The 20,779-nt window shown below is 74.7% G+C and carries 13 protein-coding genes; 6 read left to right on the top strand and 7 right to left on the bottom strand.

Annotation, left to right across the window (positions count from 1 at the left end):
• Window positions 1-198 precede the first annotated feature (198 nt).
• Window positions 199-678: a phospholipase gene (locus tag ACHZ99_RS21935; RefSeq protein ID WP_420306382.1), complete on the top strand. Its 480-nt coding sequence runs from the start codon at window positions 199-201 to the stop codon at window positions 676-678.
• Between the two features lie 147 nt (window positions 679-825).
• On the opposite strand, the gene ACHZ99_RS21930 is transcribed toward ACHZ99_RS21935, so the two are convergent.
• Complete coding sequence (locus tag ACHZ99_RS21930; protein ID WP_420306381.1) at window positions 826-2,598, bottom strand: TIGR03767 family metallophosphoesterase; 1,773 nt, start codon at window positions 2,596-2,598, stop codon at window positions 826-828.
• 376 nt (window positions 2,599-2,974) lie between these two features.
• On the opposite strand from ACHZ99_RS21930, the gene ACHZ99_RS21925 reads away from it, so the two are divergent.
• The 3 genes from ACHZ99_RS21925 to pepN all read left to right on the top strand — a co-directional run bounded on the left by ACHZ99_RS21925 (window position 2,975) and on the right by pepN (window position 10,355).
• Window positions 2,975-6,310 carry a S8 family serine peptidase gene (locus ACHZ99_RS21925; RefSeq protein WP_420306380.1) on the top strand — a complete coding sequence of 1,112 codons (3,336 nt, stop codon included), beginning with the start codon at window positions 2,975-2,977 and terminating at the stop codon, window positions 6,308-6,310.
• Between the two features lie 233 nt (window positions 6,311-6,543).
• On the top strand, window positions 6,544-7,581 hold the full coding sequence (locus ACHZ99_RS21920; protein WP_420306379.1) for an aspartate-semialdehyde dehydrogenase: 1,038 nt from the start codon (window positions 6,544-6,546) through the stop codon (window positions 7,579-7,581).
• A gap of 191 nt (window positions 7,582-7,772) precedes the next feature.
• Window positions 7,773-10,355, top strand: a complete 2,583-nt coding sequence (gene pepN, locus ACHZ99_RS21915) for an aminopeptidase N (RefSeq protein WP_420306377.1) — start codon at window positions 7,773-7,775, stop codon at window positions 10,353-10,355.
• Window positions 10,356-10,519: 164 nt separating this feature from the next.
• Here pepN and ACHZ99_RS21910 read toward each other — a convergent pair whose 3' ends face one another.
• On the bottom strand, window positions 10,520-11,302 hold the full coding sequence (locus tag ACHZ99_RS21910) for an SDR family NAD(P)-dependent oxidoreductase (RefSeq protein WP_420306376.1): 783 nt from the start codon (window positions 11,300-11,302) through the stop codon (window positions 10,520-10,522).
• Window positions 11,303-11,634: 332 nt separating this feature from the next.
• On the opposite strand from ACHZ99_RS21910, the gene ACHZ99_RS21905 reads away from it, so the two are divergent.
• A complete protein-coding gene (locus ACHZ99_RS21905) occupies window positions 11,635-13,479 on the top strand; it encodes a DUF7507 domain-containing protein (RefSeq protein WP_420306375.1) in 1,845 nt (614 codons plus the stop codon).
• Between the two features lie 55 nt (window positions 13,480-13,534).
• Here the strand turns inward: ACHZ99_RS21905 and ACHZ99_RS21900 are convergent, their stop codons facing one another.
• Window positions 13,535-14,950, bottom strand: a complete 1,416-nt coding sequence (locus ACHZ99_RS21900; protein WP_420306374.1) for an RNA polymerase subunit sigma-70 — start codon at window positions 14,948-14,950, stop codon at window positions 13,535-13,537.
• A 156-nt stretch (window positions 14,951-15,106) separates the two neighbouring features.
• On the opposite strand from ACHZ99_RS21900, the gene ACHZ99_RS21895 reads away from it, so the two are divergent.
• Window positions 15,107-15,910: a VOC family protein gene (locus tag ACHZ99_RS21895; protein ID WP_420306373.1), complete on the top strand. Its 804-nt coding sequence runs from the start codon at window positions 15,107-15,109 to the stop codon at window positions 15,908-15,910.
• Window positions 15,911-16,007: 97 nt separating this feature from the next.
• Here ACHZ99_RS21895 and ACHZ99_RS21890 read toward each other — a convergent pair whose 3' ends face one another.
• The 4 genes from ACHZ99_RS21890 to ACHZ99_RS21875 form a co-directional block, all read right to left on the bottom strand.
• The gene (locus ACHZ99_RS21890) at window positions 16,008-16,232 is read right to left on the bottom strand and encodes a hypothetical protein (RefSeq protein WP_420306372.1); all 225 of its coding nucleotides are present in this window, start codon (window positions 16,230-16,232) and stop codon (window positions 16,008-16,010) included.
• Window positions 16,233-16,279: 47 nt separating this feature from the next.
• On the bottom strand, window positions 16,280-17,926 hold the full coding sequence (locus tag ACHZ99_RS21885) for an alpha-L-fucosidase (protein WP_420306371.1): 1,647 nt from the start codon (window positions 17,924-17,926) through the stop codon (window positions 16,280-16,282).
• Window positions 17,919-20,075 (bottom strand): 4-alpha-glucanotransferase, encoded by a 2,157-nt coding sequence (locus ACHZ99_RS21880; RefSeq protein ID WP_420306370.1) that lies wholly within the window; start codon window positions 20,073-20,075, stop codon window positions 17,919-17,921. The genes ACHZ99_RS21885 and ACHZ99_RS21880 overlap by 8 nt, the downstream gene beginning before the upstream one ends.
• A gap of 134 nt (window positions 20,076-20,209) precedes the next feature.
• Window positions 20,210-20,431: a hypothetical protein gene (locus ACHZ99_RS21875; RefSeq protein ID WP_420306369.1), complete on the bottom strand. Its 222-nt coding sequence runs from the start codon at window positions 20,429-20,431 to the stop codon at window positions 20,210-20,212.
• Between the last annotated feature and the right edge of the window lie 348 nt (window positions 20,432-20,779).

The following is a 20,779-nucleotide window of genomic DNA, read 5'->3' as shown; positions in this document are numbered from 1 at the left end:
GCTCAAGACGGCGCCGCTAACGTCCCTGGCGTGCTGTCCGGGGCGCACGGCTCATGGGGGTGAAGAGTCGTACTCCCGCGATTCCCGGCGCATCAGTGAGCGGCGTCTGATGCGTGCGGCCGCAAGAGCGGAGGGTCGTTCAGCCGCCAACAGAGAGATGTGGCTACGGAAGGGAAGTCTGTGAGTAAAGTTCGCAAATTGGCGGGGGCCGCAATAGCCGGAGCGGTCACCCTCTCGGTGATTTCTCCGGCTGCGGCGGATTCCTCCGTCGCGGTAAGCGCATCCAAGAAGGAGAAGCTGAAGTATCTAGGCGTGTACACGCTCGCCGACAACGACGAGAGCCGGCAAATGTACTGGACTGCTCTGGACCGCTTCACGCGGCTAGGCAAGAACCCGTTCAAGTTCGACTGGTCGACCGACTACTGCTCAGGCTCTCCCGACAAGCCAGGCGGCTTCAATTTCAAGGACCCGTGTCGGCGTCACGACTTCGGGTACCGGAACTACAAGAAGCTCAGGGCGTTCTCGGAGAAGAACAAGGCGCGTGTCGACACGATGTTCCTCCACGACATGCGTCGTATATGCAGCGTACAGCCGGGCTTCTACAGTTGGCAGCGGGACGGCTGCCGGAAGACCGCCCAGAAATACTACTCGGCGGTCAGGGTCGTGGGCTATCTGTGAGGCGCTCGTCCTCGGGTGGCACTGTCGGATTCATGTGAGTGCCCCCGCCGTTGGGTCCACCGGCTTGTACCGCGACGAGTCTGACACCCTGCACCTGGACGGCAAGGCGGCCTGCCGGGAGCGTGACCCCGCGGGCCCCCCGCGGGGTCAACGGGCCCGTAGCAGCTCCGTGTTGCGGTCGGTCTCCGTGCCCGCCAGGGCGCGGCGGCGCGGGGAGTGGGGGGCGTTGAGCGCGAGTTCGCGGTAGAGGGACGCCAGGCCGGTCTGGTCCAGTTCGCCGGCGTCGGCGCGGTACGGGGCCGCCGACTCGATCAGCGTCGTGAACAGCGACAGCGTGCCGTCGCCGTTGTCCGCCAGCTCCACCACCCGGGCCAGCTGCGGGAAGTCCACGTGCGAGGCCGTGGTGATCTCCCAGAGGCCGCCGCCCTCGCCGCCGTGGGCGGTGATCTGGTTGCGGTGGCTGTGCCCGTTCACCCACGCGACCACGTTGCGGTGGGCCAGCAGCACGTCCAGCAGCTCCGGCCCGGTGTGCCGCTCGTCGTCCGGCCGGAAGGGGTCGGGCGTCGTGTTGTCCATCGACTTGCTGGTGTGGTGGCTGAAGACGATGACGTACGCGTCCCGGTGCTCCGTCAGCTTCCGCGCCAGCCAGCGCAGCTGCGCCGTGCCCACCGAGCCGCGGTAGTCGCCGCCCTGGTCGGTGGTGTCCAGGCTGATGCCGACGACGCCCGGGCCGGCCCCGCTCAGCGCGAAGTCGTAGTACAGCTCGCCGGACACGCGGTTGTCGTCCGTGTAGCCGTGGCCCACCGGCCCCGCCCCGGTGAAACGGTCCTGCAAGTGCGCGGCCACGTACTCGTGCGACGTGAACGGCACCCGCCGCTCGTCCGGCGTGACCTTGCGCATCAGGTGCCGCTTCGCCCGCAGCATCCCGGCGAACGCCTCGCCGCGCGGGTCGGTGTGCGACCGCAGGGCGTCGAACAGCGGCGCGGCGACCGACTCCGGCAGCGTCATCAGCTTCCGGTCGCCGACCGCGTACTCCGCGAAGAACGGCTGCCGCGCCGCGTAGCAACCACCGGGCAGCAGGTCGTGGTTGCCGACCGTGGAGTACCACGGCAGGTGCAGCCCCGGGCTGGTGACCTCCCGGATCGCCGCCCGGAGGTAACCGTCCACGCGGGGGAACCCCAGCGCCTTGTCGGCGTCGCGCAGCCGGCTCTCCGGGTGCCAGTAGCGGTCGACGCCGCTGTCCTGCACGCCCTCGTACGCGGTCGGGTCGCCGCTGTTGGGGACGATCCGCCCGCCGCTCATCGCGGTGAGGAACCACTCCAGCTCCAGCGAGCTGTTGTTGTCGGTGTTGTCGCCGGTGGTCACGGCGCAGCCGAGGGCGATCCCGGTGGCGGGCCCGACGGTCAGCGAGTTGACCCGCTCGATGAGCGCGACCGCGCCCGGCACGCTCAGCGCCTCCTGCGGGCGCCAGCCGTCGCCCACGCGCTCGCGGAAGTACTCGGAGCGCAGCGGCGTCTGCACGTCCACGATGTGCAGGTCGGTGAGCTGCACGAAGGCGGCGAGCGGGGTGCGGCGGTCCGCGCGGCGGGGGGCGGCGGGGCCCAGTTCGGTGCGGACGACCCGCGGCCAGCCCGCGCCCTCGGCCAGCCGCCGGTAGCTCCCGCTGCCCACGGCCGCCGCCGTCGTACGGACCGTGGTGCCCGCCGACGACGGCGCCGGCGGGCGGCCGGGCACCAGCCCGCGGGCGCCGGCGCGCGCGGCGAGCGCCGGCGGCCCAGCCGAACTCGCGGTCGCCCGCGGCTGGCCCGGGCCGAGGGCCAGGCCGAGCCCGGCGGCCATGCCCGTGGCACCCGCGGCGCCCAGGAGGACGGCGCGCCGGCGGGGGCCCGGGGGCCTGGGGGACGTGCTTTCGCGGTGCATCGGCGCTCCTGAGGGGGACGAGCGGGAGGCTTCGACGCGGGTGCAGAGCAGCGGGGCACCCGTACACTCGGAGCCTTGGCACGCCGGGTGACCTGCTACTTAACGCAACCGGAACGGCGGCGGCCGGGAAGCCCACAAATACCCCCACCGGCCGAAAGCACCGCGCAATGGACACGCGATCCTCGCCCGTTCGAGTGGCCACGGTCACCGTGGGTTCATCGCGGCGGAAACGTGCCGCGCACCCCCTCCTGGCGGCTTTCCGCCAACGCCGCAATCCGCCACCCGCAAGTCACCCCGCGCGCGCGTGACTTGCTGATAGATATGCGGACAGCCGGCACCGGATGCCGGTATCCACACAGGTGGGGGTTCACCAGAGATGACGATCTCTCCCAGACGTACACCCGGTCCCATACCGGGGGGCGGACGGCCACGGGCCGCCGCCCGAATAGCCCTCGCTGCCGGGCTGGCCGTCGCGCTCACGGCGACGGGCCAGTCGATGGCAGCGGCCACCCAGGCCGCGGAGGGCGACCCGGAACCGCACCGGCCGAAGGCCGGGGCGGACAAACTGGGCGCGAACGATGCCGAACTGCTCGCCGAGGCGCAGGCCGCGGGCGACAAGAACGTCACGCTGCTGGTCGCCGTCGAGCCGGGTGAGACGACCGAGGTCGCCGACACCTTCCGCGGCGTACGCGGCGCCTCCGTCGGCCGGACGCACGACAAACTCGGCTACGTCCGCGCCACCGTGCCCACGGGCCGCGCCGACGCCGCGATCGACAAGGCCGCGAAGCTGTCCTCGGTGCACGGCATCGATCTGAACGAGGAGATCGAACTGCCCGATCCGCGGCCGGTCGCCGACCGCGCCAAGGGCGACAAGGGCAGCACGGGCAGCGGCGCGCAGGGCGCGTACCCCGGGCCCGACCGCTCGACGCCCCGCAAGAACCCGTACCAGCCGGCCCACGAGACCGGCGCCGTCGACTTCGTGCGGCAGCACCCGAAGGCCGACGGCCGCGGCATCACCATCGGCATCCTCGACTCCGGCGTCGACCTCGACCACCCCGCGCTGCGCCGGACCACCACCGGCAAGCGCAAGATCACCGACTGGGTGACGGCGACCGACCCGATCGTGGACCGCGACGCCACCTGGCGGCCGATGGTCACCGACGTCTCCGGCCCGTCGTTCGTCTACCGGGACCGCGAGTACACCGCCCCGCGCGGCGACTACTCCGTCAGCATCTTCAGCGAGAACGCCACCCTCGGCGGCGAGATGCAGGGCGACCTGAACCGCGACGGCGACACCACCGACTCCTGGGCGCTGCTGTACGACGCGCAGGCCGGCACCGTCCGCGTCGACCTCGGCGACGACGGCAACTTCCGTAACGACCGGCCGATGGCCCCGTACGGCGAGGACCACAAGTTCTCCTACTTCGGCGCCGACGACCCGGCCACGGCGATCGCCGAGGCGATCCCGTTCGTCGTGGAGATCCGCCGGGACGTGCCGATGGACCCGTACGGCGGGGACTGGATCGGCAAGAAGGAGGACTTCGTCAACATCGGCGTCGTCGAGGGCGCGCACGGCACCCACGTCGCCGGCATCACCGCCGCCAACGGGCTCTTCGGCGGCCGGATGGACGGCGCCGCGCCCGGCGCCAAGATCGTCTCCTCCCGGGCCTGCACCTGGAGCGGCGGCTGCACCGCGGTCGCGCTCACCGAGGGCATGATCGACCTGGTCGCCAACCGCGACGTCGACATCGTCAACATGTCGATCGGCGGCCTGCCGCCGCTCAACGACGGCAACAACGCCCGCACCGAGCTGTACAACCGGCTCATCGACACCTACGGCGTGCAGCTCGTCATCTCCGCGGGCAACAGCGGCCCCGGCGCCAACACCATCGGCGACCCCGGGCTGGCCGACAAGGTCATCAGCGTCGGCGCGGGCGTCTCCCGGGGCACCTGGGCGGCGAACTACGGCAGCCGCGTGACGAAGAAGTACCAGATGATGCCCTTCTCCTCGCGCGGCCCGCGCGAGGACGGCGGCGCCACCCCGACGATCACCGCCCCCGGCGCGTCGATCAACACCATCCCCACCTGGCAGGCCGGCGCGCCCGTCCCCGAGGCCGGCTACGACCTGCCGCCCGGCTACGGCATGCTCCAGGGCACCTCGATGGCCTCGCCGCAGACCGCGGGCGCCGCGGCGCTGCTGCTGTCCGCCGCCGAGCGGGAGGGCATCGACGTCACCCCGAACGCCCTGCGCACCGCGCTGACCTCCACCGCCGACCACATCCGCGGCGTGCAGACGTACGCGGAGGGCGCCGGCCTGGTCGACGTCGTCGACGCCTGGGACTCCCTGGAGGACGGCGCCTCGGCGTACGAGTACAAGGTCGAGGCGCCCGTCGACACCGTGCTCGACGGCCTCCTCGAAACGCCCGGCACGGGCACCGGCGTCTACGACCGCGAGAGCGGCCCGGCGCGCGGCGAGTCCGAGACGTACGAGATCACCCTCACCCGCACCTCCGGCCCGGTCCGCGCCACGCGGCACGAGCTGGAGTGGCGCGGCAACGACGGCACGTTCCGGCTGCTCGGCGACGACGACGTCAGGCTGCGCCGCGGCAAGCCGGTGACCGTCGAGGTGAAGGCGAAGCCGCGCTCGGCGGGGCTGCACAGCGCGGCGCTGCTGGTCGACGCCAAGCGCACCGAGGGCATCGACCACCGGGTGCTGACGACCGTGGTCTCCGCGCGGGAGCAGGCGGCGCCGTCGTACGCGTACCAGGTGTCCAACAAGGTCCAGCGCAACGCCTCGCGCTCGTACTTCGTGCGGGTCCCCGAGGGGGCGAAGACCCTGGAGGTGGCGATGAGCGGGCTGCGGGGCGAGAGCCAGACCCGCTGGATCGCGATCGACCCGCTGGGCATTCCGGCCGACCCGACGTCGACGCCGTACTGCTACCCCCACTACGACAACCCGGACAACACCTGCCGTCCCGACCTGCGCTCGTACGAGAACCCGACGCCGGGCGTGTGGGAGATCGAGGTCGAGTCGCGGCGCACCTCGCCGCTGCTGAACAACCCGTTCACGGTCGAGGCGACCGCGTTCGGCGCGGACTTCGAACCCGGGACCCGGACGATCGACGAGGCGAAGGTCGGCACGCCCACCCCGGTGGAGTGGACCGTCACCAACGGGTTCGCCCCGGTGGACGGCAAGCTCGCCGGCGGGACCCTCGGCTCCGAGGTGTCGGAGCGCCCGAGCATCGCCCCGGGTGAGACGAAGACCGCGACGATCGAGATCGGCGAGGGCGTCACCCGGCTGGACGCGTCGATCGGCGCGACCTCCGACACCGGCGCGGACCTGGACCTGACGGTCTTCCGCGACGGCGAGCAGGTGGCCCAGGACGCCGACGCCGACTCGGAGGAGTCGGTCTCGATCGCCGACCCGGAGCCCGGGACGTACACGGTGGAGGTCTACGGCTACGACGTGCCGGCGGGCACGACGGAGTACGACTACCGCGACGTGTACTTCTCCCCGGACCTGGGCGAGGTGAGCGTCGGGGACGAGCCGGTGCGGCTGGACAACGGCGAGAGCGCCGAGGTCGCGGCCGAGGTCACGGTGGCGGCGCCCGGGCCGGAGGGCCGCGAGTTCTTCGGCGAGGTGCAGGTGCAGAACGCCCGCGGCACGACGGCGGGCGCGGGCAGCGTGCGCGTGGGGAAGGTGGTGCCGTAGCGCCGGCGCGTCCGGTGCGTACGTCCCGACCATGAACGGACCCGCGGGGGCGGGGCGCCGGGCTGCCGGTGTCCCGCCCCCGCGGCGTGTGCCGCGGGGGGCGCTGTGGCGTGTGTCTCAGTTCGCCCCGGGCGTGCGCCTGGGGCGGGCGGCTGGGCAGGGGAAACGATTGGAGCGAGCCGAACCGCGCCCGGCATGATGGAGGGCGCACCCGCAGCCGTGAACGGAGAGACATGAAGATCGGAATCGTCGGAGCCACCGGCCAGGTCGGCGGAGTGATGCGCGACATCCTCGCCGAGCGGGCCTTCCCGGTGGCGCAGCTGCGCCTGTTCGCGTCGGCCAGGTCCGCGGGGCGCACGCTGCCGTGGCCGGACGCCCCCGGCGGTACGGTCACGGTCGAGGACGCCGGCACCGCCGACTACTCCGGGCTCGACATCGTGCTGTTCTCCGCCGGCGGGGCCACCTCCAAGGCGATCGCCGAGAAGGTCGCGGCGCAGGGCCCGGTCGTGATCGACAACTCCTCCGCGTGGCGCCGCGACCCCGACGTGCCGCTGGTGGTCTCCGAGGTCAACCCGCACGCCGTGGCCGACCGCCCCAAGGGCATCATCGCCAACCCGAACTGCACGACGATGGCCGCCATGCCCGTGCTCAAGCCGCTGCACCGCGAGGCCGGGCTGGTCTCCATGGTCGTCGCCACCTACCAGGCGGTCTCCGGCTCCGGCCTGGCGGGCGTGGAGGAGCTGTTCCAGCAGGTCCGCGCGGCCGGCGAGGACGCGCCGAAGCTGACCCGGGACGGGGCGGCGGTGGACTTCCCCGAGCCGGCGAAGTACACGGCCCCGATCGCGTACAACGTGCTGCCGCTGGCCGGCTCCCTCGTCGACGACGGGCTCGACGAGACCGACGAGGAGCAGAAGCTGCGCCACGAGTCGCGCAAGATCCTGGAGATCCCGGAGCTGAAGGTCTCCGGCACCTGCGTCCGCGTCCCGGTCTTCACCGGGCACTCGTTGCAGGTCAACGCGCGCTTCGCCGAGCCGCTGAGCCCGGCGCGGGCGGCGGAGCTGCTGGCGGGGGCGGAGGGCGTGGCGCTCGCGGACGTGCCGACGCCGCTGGGCGCGGCGGGGCGGGACGTGTCGTACGTGGGGCGGATCCGGCGCGACGAGACCGCGGAGAACGGGCTGGCGCTGTTCCTGTCCGGCGACAACCTGCGCAAGGGCGCGGCGCTGAACGCGGTGCAGATCGCCGAGCTGGTGGCGGCGGAGCGCCGGGGCTGAAACAGGGTTGAGGCAGGGCTGAGGCAGGGCCGGGACCGGCCGGGGCGTGGGCGGCCCGGCCGTCCGGCCGGGTTGTCCACAGGCGGTACGGGCGGCGGGACCGGAGGGTGCCGCCGTCATCCACAGACCGCTCCGCGCAGGCGTCCGGCGTGCGAGGATTGCGGTCAGTCGTAGGGGTAAGGAGAGCGCAGGTGCCTGGCACGAATCTGACCCGGGAAGAGGCGCGGGATCGCGCGCGCCTGCTACAGGTGGACGCGTACGAGATCGACCTCGACATCTCCGGCGCCAAGGAGGCCGGGGAGGGGGGCACCTTCCGGTCGGCGACGACGGTGCGGTTCTCGGCCGCCGAGGACGGCGCGGAGACCTTCATCGACCTCGTCGCCCCCGAGGTGCGCGAGGTGGTGCTCAACGGCACCGCGCTCGACCCCGCCGAGGTCTTCGCCGACTCCCGGATCGCCCTGGCGGGACTGCGCGCCGGGGAGAACGAGCTGCGGGTCGTCGCCGACTGCGCCTACACCAATACGGGTGAGGGGCTGCACCGCTTCGTCGACCCGGTCGACGGCGAGACGTATCTGTACACGCAGTTCGAGGTGCCCGACGCGCGCCGGGTGTTCGCGAGCTTCGAGCAGCCGGACCTCAAGGCGACGTTCGCCTTCACGGTGACCGCGCCGGAGGGCTGGCAGGTCGTCTCCAACTCCCCGGCGCCGGAGCCGGCTGGCGGCGTGTGGCGCTTCGCGCCCACCCCCCGGATCTCGACGTACATCACCGCCCTGATCGCCGGGCCGTACGCGTCGGTGCACGGCACCTGGGAGGGCGACGGGCGGACGGTGCCGCTCGGCGTGTACTGCCGCCCGTCGCTCGCCGAGTTCCTGGACGCGGAGGCGATCTTCGAGGTCACGCGGCAGGGCTTCGACTGGTTCCAGCAGCGCTTCGACTACCCGTACCCCTTCGAGAAGTACGACCAGCTGTTCGTCCCGGAGTTCAACGCCGGCGCGATGGAGAACGCGGGCGCGGTCACCTTCCGCGACCAGTACGTGTTCCGCTCCAAGGTGACGGACGCGGCGTACGAGATGCGGGCCGACACGATCCTGCACGAGCTGGCCCACATGTGGTTCGGCGACCTGGTGACGATGGAGTGGTGGAACGACCTCTGGCTGAACGAGTCGTTCGCCACGTACTCCTCCACCGCCTGCCTCGCCCAGGCCCCCGGCTCGCGCTGGCCGCACGCCTGGACGTCGTTCGCGAACCAGATGAAGACCTGGGCGTACCGGCAGGACCAGCTGCCGTCCACCCACCCGATCATGGCCGAGATCACCGACCTCGACGACGTCCTGGTCAACTTCGACGGCATCACGTACGCCAAGGGCGCCTCGGTGCTCAAGCAGCTCGTGGCGTACGTCGGCGAGGACGAGTTCTTCCGCGGCGTGCAGGCGTACTTCAAGCGGCACGCCTTCGGCAACACCCGGCTGACCGACCTCCTCGGCGCGCTGGAGGAGACCAGCGGCCGCGACCTGGCCGCCTGGTCGAAGGCGTGGCTGGAGACCGCCGGGATCAACGTGCTGCGCCCCGAGCTGGAGACCGGCGACGACGGCGTGGTCACGTCGTTCGCCATCCGCCAGGAGGCCCCCGCGCTGCCCGCCGGCGCGACGGGCGAGCCGGTGCTCCGCCCGCACCGCATCGCCGTCGGGCTGTACGAGCTGAAGGACGGCCGGCTCGTCCGGACCGACCGGCTGGAGCTCGACGTCGACGGCGAGCTGACGGACGTGCCGCAGCTGGCGGGCCGCCCGCGCCCGGCGGTCATCCTGCTCAACGACGACGACCTCACCTACGCCAAGGTCCGCCTGGACCCGGCCTCGCTGGACGTCGTGACCCGGCACCTCGGCGACTTCGAGACCACGCTGCCGCGGGCGCTGTGCTGGGCGTCGGCGTGGGACATGACCCGCGACGGCGAGCTGGCCACCCGGGACTACCTGGACCTCGTCCTCTCCGGCATCGAGAAGGAGAGCGACATCGGCGTGGTGCAGTCCCTGCACCGCCAGGTGAAGCTGGCCCTCGACCTCTACGCCGCGCCCGACTGGCGCGAGACGGGGCTGGCCCGCTGGTCGGAGGCGGCGGAGGCCCAGCTGCACGCCGCCGGGCCCGGCAGCGACCACCAGCTCGCCTGGGCCCGCGCCTTCGCGGCCACCGCCCGTACGGACGGCCAGCTGGACCTCCTCGACGGCCTCCTCGACGGCTCCCGCACCCTCGACGGCCTCGACGTCGACACCGAGCTCCGCTGGGCCCTGCTGCACCGCCTGGCCGCCACCGGCCGCGCCGACGACGCCGCGATCGCGGCGGAGCTGGAGCGGGACAAGACCGCCGCCGGCGAACGCCACGCCGCCGCGGCCCGGGCGGCGCAGCCGACGGCGGCGGCGAAGTCCCGGGCGTGGACGGACGTGGTCGAGGAGGGCAACCTCGCCAACGCGGTGCAGGAGGCGGTGATCGGCGGCTTCGTCCAGACCGACCAGCGCGACCTGCTGGCGCCCTTCACCACGAAGTACTTCGACGCGATCAAGGACGTCTTCGAGACCCGCAGCCACGAGATCGCCCAGCAGATCGTGGTCGGTCTCTACCCTGCCTTGCAGGTCTCCCGGGCCACCCTGGACGCGACGGACGCCTGGCTCGCCGAGGCCCGGCCGGCCCCGGCGCTGCGCCGCATGGTCACGGAGTCCCGCGCCGGCGTGGAACGCGCCCTCCGCGCCCAGGCGGCCGACGCCGCGGCCGCGGCCTCCTGACCCCGGCGCCGTCCCCGCCCCCGCTCCGGCCGCCCGCCCGCGGCCGGAGCACCGGGATCCCCCGCCGAGGCCGGGTCCCGCACCTCCGCGCGCACGCCGGGCCGGGTATCGGGATCCCCCGGGCCGGGCCCGGCGGCGTGGCCGCCGGGCCCCGGGGGCGGGGCTCAGCTCGGGAACATCGCCGTGGCGTTGACCCAGCCGCCGGTGACCGCGGCCGCGCGGTCCGAGGCGAGAAAGGCCGCCAGTTCCGCGATCTCCGCCAGGCGCGGGGAGGCCGGGAGCATGCGGAGGTTGTCCAGCATGTCCAGGACGTTCTGGAGGGCCTCCGGGGTGCCCATCGAGGGGTTGACGGCGCCCAGCTTCTCCGGGGTGAGGGTCTCCGGGACGCCGGCCGCCCACAGGCCCACGGCGCGGACGCCGCGGGGGCCGAGTTCCTGGGCGAGGGTGCGGATGAGGGCGTCGATCGCCGAGTCCGCGGGGCAGGTGCCGCCCATCATCGGGCTGGTGTGGGACGAGCCGCTGTTCAGCGCCAGGATGACGCCGGAGCCCTGCTCGGCCATGCGCCTGCCCGCGGCGCGGGCGGTGATGAAGTTGGTGGTCAGGCCGCCGGTGACGCAGGAGACGTAGTCCGCGACGGACAGGTCGACCAGCGGGGTGCCCTGGACGTCGTTGCGGGTGATCAGGTTGAGGCTCACGTCGATGGAGCCCGCCTCCGCCGCCACCCGGGCCGCGTGCTCCTCCACCGCGTGCTCGTCCAGCGCGTCGACGACGGCCGCCTCCGCCGTGCCGCCGGCCGCGGTGATGTCGGCCGCCACCGCCTCGACGTTCGCCGCGTTCCGGCCGGCGAGGTGGACCCGGGCGCCCTCGCGGGCGAAGGTGCGGGCCACCGCGCCGCCGATGCCTCCGCCGGCGCCGTAGATGATCGCGTTCTTGTTCTGCAGCAGCATGGTCGCTCCTCGGCCGTCGTCATCAGGTGATGTCGGCCATTGAGACGCACGCGGGGCGCGGGAGTCATCGCTCCCCGCCGGACGCCGGCCGCGGGAGGGGGCGGCGTTCGCCCGGTTGCCTGCCGCGGTGCGCGGTCCCGGCGCCATCGGGGTGATCAAGCTGTGTGGCGGGAGCAGAGGCCGGTGGGCCGCGGGGCACGATGCCAGGGCACCCGTGCCCGCATCCCCACGTCGCCACGCACCACCGGCCGCCGGCCGCCCCGCACGGCGCGAGCGCACCGGGACGGGCACCGGCCGCCGCCACGTCCCCGCTCACGGAGGGAACACCCGCCATGCACGCCCGAGCGACCGCCGCACCCGCGCCGCCCCCGCCCGCGAGACCGATCCGCCGCGGCCGTCTGGCCAGGGCCGGGCTCGGGCTGCTGGGCGGGCTCGCGCTGCTGTCCGCGCTCCCCGCCGCCGTGTCCGCGGCGGAGTCCGCCGCCGCCCAGCCCCCGCCCTCGATCTACGTCGACGAGGACTTCACCGGCGCCACCGCGCCGGACTTCACCGGCTACGGCTCCGCCTGCCTGACCGGCGCCCCCGCCGACGACGACGGGCCGACGACCGGCGTCCACCCGCTCGGCGGCTGCCCCACGCCGTCGGCGGCGGGCGGGCCCGTACCGCCGCCGGGGGCGGACGGGAACGGCTACCTCCAGCTCACCGACGCGAAGACGGACCAGAGCGGCGCGGCCCTGTACGACCGGGCGATCCCGGCCGAGGACGGGCTGGTCGTCACCTTCGAGCAGTGGCAGTACGGCCCCACCGCCGAGTTCAACGGGGAGCGGCGGCCCGCCGACGGGATCTCGTTCTTCCTCGTCGACGGCGACGCCGCGCTGGACGCGCCGGGCGCGTTCGGCGGCAGCCTGGGGTACGCGCAGAAGAACGACCCCGCCGAGGCCGTCGTCCCGGGGGTCGACCAGGGGTACGTCGGCATCGGCCTCGACGTGCTCGGCAACTTCTTCAACGACGGTGAGGGCCGCGGCAGCGGCTGCCCCGCCGACCAGCGGTCCCCGGCCGGGACCGCGTTCCCCACCATCTCCAGCACGGGCCCGAACATGGTCACCGTGCGCGGGCCCGGCGACGGCCTGGAGGGCTACTGCTTCCTCGACGCCACGTACACCGGGGCGCACTCCGACGCGACGGGGTGGGAGTCCAGCCTGCCGGGCACCCTGCACGGGCCGACCACGGCGGTCTCCGACGACCCGGTGCAGGCGGAGGCGGACCTGGAGCCGTCCCGGCGGACGGTGACCGTGGAGATCACCCCGGCGCCGGACCCGGTGCTGACCGTCTGGATCGACTTCCGGGACGGTCAGGGCCCCCGGCAGGTGCTGAGCAGGCCGGCGCCCGCGCCGGTGCCGGGCACGTACAAGTTCGGCTTCGCCGGCTCCACCGGCGTCTGGTCCAACGTCCACCTCATCCGGAACGTCGTCGTCGGCAGGCCGGCGCCGGCGCTCGGCCTCGTCAAGTCGGTGCCGGACGACCTGCCGCTGCCGCTGGAGGAGGGCGACACCGTTCCGTACACCTTCACCGTGACCAACACCGGCAACACCGAGCTGGACGACGTCGCCGTCACCGACGACCGCCTCGGTCCCGTCTCCTGCCCGCGGACCACGCTCTCCCCCGGCGAGAGCGTCGCCTGCACGGGAACCGGCACCGTCACCGCCGAGGACGCCGCACGCGGCGAACTGCCCAACACCGCCACCGCCACCGCCACCCACGACGGCGAGCGGGTCGGCCCCGAGGAGGACAGCCTCACCCTGCCGGTACGCACGCCGGATCCGGGTGAGCGCGGCAGCATCACCGTGCACAAGGTGGACGCCCACAGCGGAGAGCCGCTGGCCGGCGCGGTCTTCGAGCTGTGGCGCGAGACCAACGGCGTGCCGGGGTTGCAGACCCGGGGCGCCGGCCCCGACACCAGGACGGGCGCCGGGTGCGCCACCGACGCGGCGGGCGTCTGCACCTTCGCCGACTTGGAGAGCGGCACGTACTACCTGCTGGAGACCGAGGTCCCGGACGGGTTCCGGCTGCCGCGGCCCCCTGTCACCGGCCCCCTCACGATCGAGGGCGACGAGCACCTGACGGAGCGGATCGGGAACCCGCGCGGCGACCCCTGCAAGGGCAAGCACTGCGCGTAGTCGCGCGTACGGGCGCGGGCGCCCCGGCTCTCCGCCGGGCGCCCGCGCCGTCGTGTCAGAGCGTCATCGGCAGCCCGAAGGCCGGCAGCAGGTGGGGCTCGAACGTCGTGATCTCGGCGATGCGCGAGTCCTCCACCCGCAGCACCTCCAGGGTCTGCGCGCGGTACACCGTGGTGCCCGGGCGGCGTACGTAGCCGGCGAGGGCCGGGCGGCCGTTGGCGCGGGTCGGGACGTGGTGCCAGTCGCCGAAGAAGGCGGGCAGGGACGGGTCGAGGGACTGGGAGACGAAGTCGACGACGGCGCCGCGGCCGACGAACCAGAACGGGTTCGGCGGCATCGTCAGCTTCGCGTCCTCCGTCAGCGCCGCCGCCATCGCCGCCATGTCGAGCCGCTCCGCCGCCGCCCGGTAGCGCTCGACGGCCGCCAGCTCCGCCGGCGTCGGCGGCGTGAGCGGGGCCCACTCGGCGCGCTTGCCGGCGGGGAGGTGGGCGCGGAGGGCGGGGCGGGCGCGTTGCAGGGCGCTGTTGACGGCGGCCGGGGTCAGGTCCAGCAGGCCGGCGGTCTCGGCGGCGGGGAGGCCGGCGACGTCGCGGAGGACGAGCACCGCCCGCTGGCGCGGCGGGAGGTGTTGCAGGGCGGTGAGGAAGACCAGGTCGACGGTTTCGCGGGCGACGGCCTGGGCCTCCGGGCCGGCGTCGGCGGCGGGGACGTCGGCCAGCAGCTCGTCGGGGTAGGGCTGGAGCCAGGTGAGGCGGGTGGGCGGCTCGGCGTCGCCGTGGGCGGTGCCGGGCAGGCGCTCGTAGCGCGCGGGGGCGCGGGAGTGGCGGCGCAGGTGGTCGAGGCAGGTGTGGGTGGCGATGCGGTAGAGCCAGGCGCGGACGGGGGCGCGGCCCTCGTACGTCTCGCGGCGGCGCCACGCCTTGAGGAACGTCTCCTGGACGAGGTCCTCCGCCTCGTCGTACGAGCCGGTCATCCGGTAGCAGTGGACGTGCAGCTCGCGGCGGTACGTCTCCATCACGACGGCGAAGTCCGCGCCGTCCGGGGCGGCGGGGTCCGCGGCGGCGTCCGGCGCTGTGGCGTCCGCGGTGGCGTCCGGCCGTTCTTTCGTCACGGGCCGCGGCGTGACGTTTTCGGCCGTGCCGTCTCCGGCCGGGCCGTTTCCGGGCGCGGGCGTGACGCCTTCCGCCGCGTCCCGCGCCGTCCGGGCGATCCGCCGCAGCCGCCCCACCGACGACGCCAGCTCGGTCACGTCCGCGTAGAACACCCCCGGCGGCTGCGGCGTGAGCCGCCCGGCGCGCTCGGCGACGTCGGAGATCAGCTCCCGCACGGCACCGGCCCCGGGGGCCCGGCGCTCGCGGTAGGCGCGCTGGCGGCAGGCGGCGGAGCAGTAGACCGACGTACGCCCCCGCCGGCCGGCGCGCGGCGGCAGCGTCCGGCCGCAGATGGCGCACTTCTCCTCCTGCTCGGCCACGGAACCCCCCTGCTCAGCGTCACGGCCTCCCCGCGTGACGCAATTCTGCCAGCGGCCACCGACACCCGCGTCCGCGCGCGAGCCGCGGATCACGGGGCTAGCGTGAGAGGTGGACAAATCCACGCATGACACCAGCCTCAGAGGAGGCGACCCATCATGACCGCACGCCCCGAAGGCGCACCCTGCTGGGCGGACGCCACCTTCCCCGACCTGGAGTCCGCGAAGAGCTTCTACGCCGACGTCTTCGGCTGGACCTTCGAGGACGGCGGCGAGGCCGCCGGCCACTACACGCAGGCGTCGTCGGAGAGCGGCGTCGCCGCCGGGCTGGCCCCGCCCATGCCGGGTGCGGCGGACGACTCCCCGACGGGCTGGACGCTCTACTTCGCCACCCCCGACGCCGCCGCCACCGCCGGCCACATCGGCGAGCACGGCGGCCGGGTCGTCACCGGCCCGATGGAGGTCGGCCCGTACGGCACGATGGCCATCGCCGAGGACCCCGACGGCATCCGGTTCGGCCTGTGGCAGCCGGGCAGCCACGAGGGCTTCGCCGCGATCAACGACGAGCACGGCACCTACTGCTGGGCCGAGGTCGACACCCGCCACCCCGAGCGCGCCGACGCCTTCTTCCCCGGGGTGTTCGGCTACCGCGTGCACAAGATGCGGGACAACACGATGGACTACGCCGTGTGGAGCGTCGGCGACGGCGACCCGCTGCTCGGCCGGGCGGAGCTGAGCGGGGACGTCTTCCCCGCCGGGACGCCGCCGCACGTCGGCATCTGCTTCGCGGTGGACGACTGCGACCGGGCGGTGGAGACCACGCGGCGGCGCGGCGGCGACGTGTCGTTCGGGCCGCAGGACTCGCCGTTCGGGCGGATGGCGACGCTGCGGGACCCGCAGGGCGCGACGTTCACCGTGATCGACGTCGACCGCACGGTCGGGGAGATGCCGCAGTTCAGCTGAGCGGCGGCAGGCCCGGGGGGCGAGGGCGTACGCGCGCGAAAGGCGCCGCCCCGGCGTGCGGAGCAGGCGCCTTTCGTGAGCGTACGGCCCGGGGGCGTCAGCCCTTCTTCTTCTCGGCGGCGACCACCAGACCGGCGATCACCGCGAAGGCCACGAGCGGCGTGAGCACGAAGAGACCGAGGGTCTCCGCGACGCTCAGCCCGGGGCCCGGGTCGTCGCCGTCGTCGGGGTTGAGCGCGGAGGCGGCGGGGGACGACATCAGCATGATCAGCGCCGTCCCGGCGGCGAGTGCACCGGCGCGCAGGGTCTTCTTCCTGTCCACGTGCAAACCGTAGCGAACACCGCCGCCGCCCGCGCGTCCGGGGTCGCCTAACGTGCCGCGGGCGCCGTGCTCAGATGCGCCGTCACCGGCAGCAGCCGCGGCTCCGCCCGCGCCTCGTCCACCCGCACCCGCAGCCGCTCCGCCGTCACCGGTTCGGGCAGCGGCAGGATCCGGTACGCGCCGATGGTGGTGCCCGCCGCGATCTCCCGCCACTCCCCCGTCGCGGGGTCCGCCGCCTCCACCGCGAAGCGCTCGACGCGCTGTCCGTGCCGGATGTCCTCCGCCAGCCGGACCCGGTCGAACGGCTGCGGCCCGCCCCGCTCCAGCACGTTCGTGCCGTACACAGCCCGCACCCGGTCCCCGAAGGCGTGCAGCTCGCGCACGTCCTCGGCGGCGATCCGGCCGTCGCGCGCGGGCGGCACGTTGAGCAGCAGGGGCGCGTTGCGGCCGACGCTCCGCTCGTACAGCGCGAACAGCTCGTCCGCCGTCTTCGGCCGCTCGCCGGGGTGGTGGAACCAGCCGGGGCGGTGGGAGACGTCGGCCTCGGCCGGATACCACTGGAGGTACTTCACGCCGTCGGCGAGGAGCCGGGCGCGGGAGCCGATGTCGGGGCCGGTCGAGTCGTCGGGCAGCGCGCCGTGGGTGGACCGGGGGTCGACGGCGTGCGGGGTGACGCTCCACTCGGTCTCGCGCGCGACGCCGCGCTCGTTGCCGACCCAGCGGACGCCCAGCGGGCCCTGGAAGACGACGGTGTCCGGGGAGAGCGCGTGGATCAGCTCGTACCACTGCCGGAAGCCGTACTCCTGCGTGACGCCGGCGTCACGCCACGGATTGGCGCCGTCGAGCCACAGCTCGTCGATCGGCCCGTACTCGGTGAACAGCTCGTAGAGCTGGTTGAGGAAGTACGCGTCGTAGTCGTCGGCGCGCACCGTGAAGGCGGGCAGCCGCCCGGCGGCGACGTCGTCGGCGCGGTCGTCGCCCTCGACGAGGGTGGGGACGGTGTGCGTGCGCACGGGGCTGCCGTTGCCGTAGCGGCCGTGGCCCGAGGGCGGGCCGCCGTCGGCGAGCGCGGTGCGCTCGACGTCCGTCAGCGGCTCGCCCGCCTCCCGCTTCGCCCGCAGCCCGGCCAGCCAGTCCGCGTGCCAGGCGTGCGGCAGCTCGGCGCCGTCGGACGGGGAGAGGTAGACGCCGACGCCGAGACCGGCCCTGCGGGCCTCCCTGACGTACGTGCCGAGGAGGTCGCGGCTGTGCGGGGAGGCGGCGACGGAGTGGTCGGAGTAGCGGGTGGGGTAGAGGCTGAAGCCGTCGTGGTGCTTGACGGTGAGCATGGCCGTCTCGGCGCCCATCGCCCGGTACGTGCGCATCCACTGGGCGACGTCGACGCGGCCGGGGTCGAAGAGCGCGGGGTCCTCGGCGCCGGAGCCCCACTCGCGGTCGGTGAGGGTGTTCATGCCGAAGTGGGTGAAGGCGGTCACCTCGCGCCGCTGCCAGGCGAGCTGGGCGGGGGTGGGGACGATGTGGGCGGCCTTGGCGACGACGCGCTCGGGGGTGTCGCCGTCCTCGACGGCCATCCGGGAGGCGGGCACGACCGGCCGGGTGCCCCCGGCGGCGGCCGCGGGCGCGGGGGCGACCGGCGGCGGGGCCGCCGTCGTGGCGGTGCCGGCGGCGGCTTCCGTGCCGGCCGCGCTATGCACGGGGGGCCTCCTCCGCGGCGACCGGGCCGCCCGGCTGCCCGCCGCGGATCTCGTCCAGGACCTCCGCCAGCAGCCGGTGCGTGCGCGGCGAGTCGGCCAGCTCCTCGAAGAGCACCGCGCGGCCGTCCGGGTCGGCGACCGGCAGCCGCCAGTTCGGGTACTGGTCGCCGCCCGTGCCCGGCACGTGCTGCGGGCGGCGGTCGCCGGCCGCGTCGGGCAGCCAGACGGCGACGAGCAGCGCCGGGGTGCGGGCCAGGAACCGGTACAGACCGGTGATGACGGACGCCTCGTCGGCCCGCCCGCCGGGCAGCAGCCGGAGCCGGTCGAGCAGGTCGAGGTACGCGCCGACCTCGACGGCGTCCGCGGCGCGGGCCGCGGGCAGCGGGGCGTCGACCAGCCCGAGCTCGTGGCGTACGGCGAGGTGGGTGCCGCTGAGGCGGGCGGCGGTGGGCGGCAGGTCGTAGGTGGTGACGGCGGCCAGGGCGGCGGCCCGCCAGCGCTCCGGCGGCAGCGGCCGCGGCACGGCGGCGGTGGCCTCGGGCTCGGGTTCGCGCTCGGCCCACAGCACGGAGGTGTCCAGCACGCCGCGCGCCGCCAGCGCGTCCCGTGCCGCCGCGTCCCGTACGCCCCCGCCGCCCGCGCCGCCCGGGTCCGCGCCGATCACCGGCGTGCCCGCCCGGTGCGCCTCCAGCGCCAGCACGGCGAGCATCGCCTCCGCGTCGTACGACACGTACGTGCCCTCCGCCGGCGGCCGCCCCGCCGGCACCCACCACTGCCGGAACAGCCCGCCGGCGCCGCCCACCCGCAGCGCCCCCGCCCGCCGCAGCGCGGCCCGCAGCACCGAGCGGTACGGCCCGTACCCGGTGACCGCCAGCCGGTCCGGCCGCCACGGCGGCACGCCCAGGTCGGCGCCGCGCGCGTCGAGGTCGTCCGGCGGGACGCCGACCGTGCAGCCGGCGGCGAGGACGGCCTGCTCCGCCCAGGCGTCGGCGCCCGAGGGGTGGACGCCGGGCGCCAGGTCGTGCACGACGCCGACGGCCATGCCGGCGTCCCGGGCGATGCGCTGGGCCCGCCAGAGCTGGTTGTCGGTGAGCCAGGCCAGCCGGCAGTGGAAGTCGATGCGGTCGAGCAGGTCGTGCCGGGCCCGGGCGGTGGCGGTGGAGCGCGGGTCGGACAGGCCGCCGGGCCAGGAGCGCCAGTCGGGGCCGTGGATCTCGGCCAGCGCGCACCAGGCGGCGTAGTCGTCGAGGGGCTGGCCCTGTTCGGCGAGGAAGTGGTGGTAGGCGACGCGGCGGCCGGGCGTCAGCTCGACGCGGAGCAGCAGTTCCAGCGCGGCCCGCTTCAGCTGCCACACCGCGTCGCGGTCGACGAGCCCGCCCTTGGCGCGCACCGCGTCGCGCAGGGCGGCGGCGCGGCCGGTCAGCTCGGCCGCGGCGGCGCGGTCGGCGGGGTCGAGGTAGCGGTACTCCGGCACGTCCTCGATCCGCAGGTGCACGGGGTCGGTGAAGCGCCGGGAGGAGGGGCGGTACGGGGACGGGTGGTCGGCGGACGGACCGGCCGGCGCGTCGGCGGACGGGTCGCCGCCGGGGACGGCGGCGTGCAGCGGGCCGAGCTGGACGAAGTCCATGCCGTGCGTGCGCGCGGACCAGGCGGCCAGCTCGGCGAGGTCGCCCAGGTCGCCCATGCCCCAGGAGCGGCCGGACAGCAGCGTCGGCAGTTGCAGGGCCAGCCCGGCGCCGCGCCGGCGCGGCCGCGGCACCCGCGCGGGGGCGACGACGACCGCGGCGGTGCCGGTGCGCCCGTCGGGCGCGGCGGCGCTGAGGGTGTGGTGGCCGAGGGGCAGCGGGTCGCGGGGGTCGAGCCGCTCACCGTCCTCGCCGGCGAGGACGGTCTCGGTGCCGGCCGGCAGCGGGCCGGGGTCGAGGAGGGTGCCGGCGGTCGGCACCAGGGTCGCGGGCAGGAGCCGGTCCCGCCGGGCCGTCTCGCACGCCGCGAGGGCCGCGGCGACGGCGGCGGGCCCGGAGGCGTCCACGCCGAGGGCGGCGAGGACGGCGGTGACGGTGTCCTCGGGGACCGGGACGGAGCGGCCGGAAGAGCGTTCGTACGAGGTCGCGACTCCGTGCAGCGCAGCTAACCGCGCCAGAGACATGCCACCCCCAGGTGGTATGTGACGTCATCGGCTCCGGCGTCACCCACGTCCCCGGTCGCGGGCCCGGAAGGTCCCCGCCGGGGTGAGCCGGCAGGCTGATCGTACTGCGGCAGACGCGCGGCGTCAGCAGGCCGTCACGTGAAGTGAACGGGCGGCAGCGGCTCGCTGATGAGGTTGTCGTCGGCGGCGAGCGGCGGCTCGCTGGTCAGCGGGGAGCCCGCGGCGAGCGGGGGTTCGCTGGTCAGCGGCAGCTCGGCGCAGGAACAGGAGCCCGCCAGGCCGTAGTCGGGGTCGGCGCCCTCGACGGGTTTGTGGTGGTGGTCGTGGCTGACTTGATACGGAGCGGGAGCGGCCACCGCGGGTCCTCCTCGTTCGACGGCTGGTCACGTCCGCCGCTACCCGATCAAGGGCCCGGCAGTCGTGGCGGCACGCGTTCGTGCCATACGTCACAGTACCCGCAACGGGCGAATTCGCTGCAACGGGGCCTGTGGAACGCAAGAGCTGGGGCGCGCGGGCCCTTGGCACCTGATTTTTTCCGGCGCGGACCGGAAGGGAGGAGGCGCCCGGGCGGACTCGGGGGACCCCGCGCGCCCGCGCCGCCCGCCGGACCGGGGACGGCAGGCGCGTTGACAGCGGCGGTGCCGCGGTGGTGGGCTCTCCGCTGCGCCCCGCGCGCGGGCGGGCGGCGCGCGTGCCCCGGCGCG

It is taken from the genome of Streptomyces sp. MAR4 CNX-425, from assembly GCF_048656465.1.
GTDB lineage: Bacteria > Actinomycetota > Actinomycetes > Streptomycetales > Streptomycetaceae > Streptomyces.
This window is presented reverse-complemented; position numbering and strand designations above follow the sequence as displayed.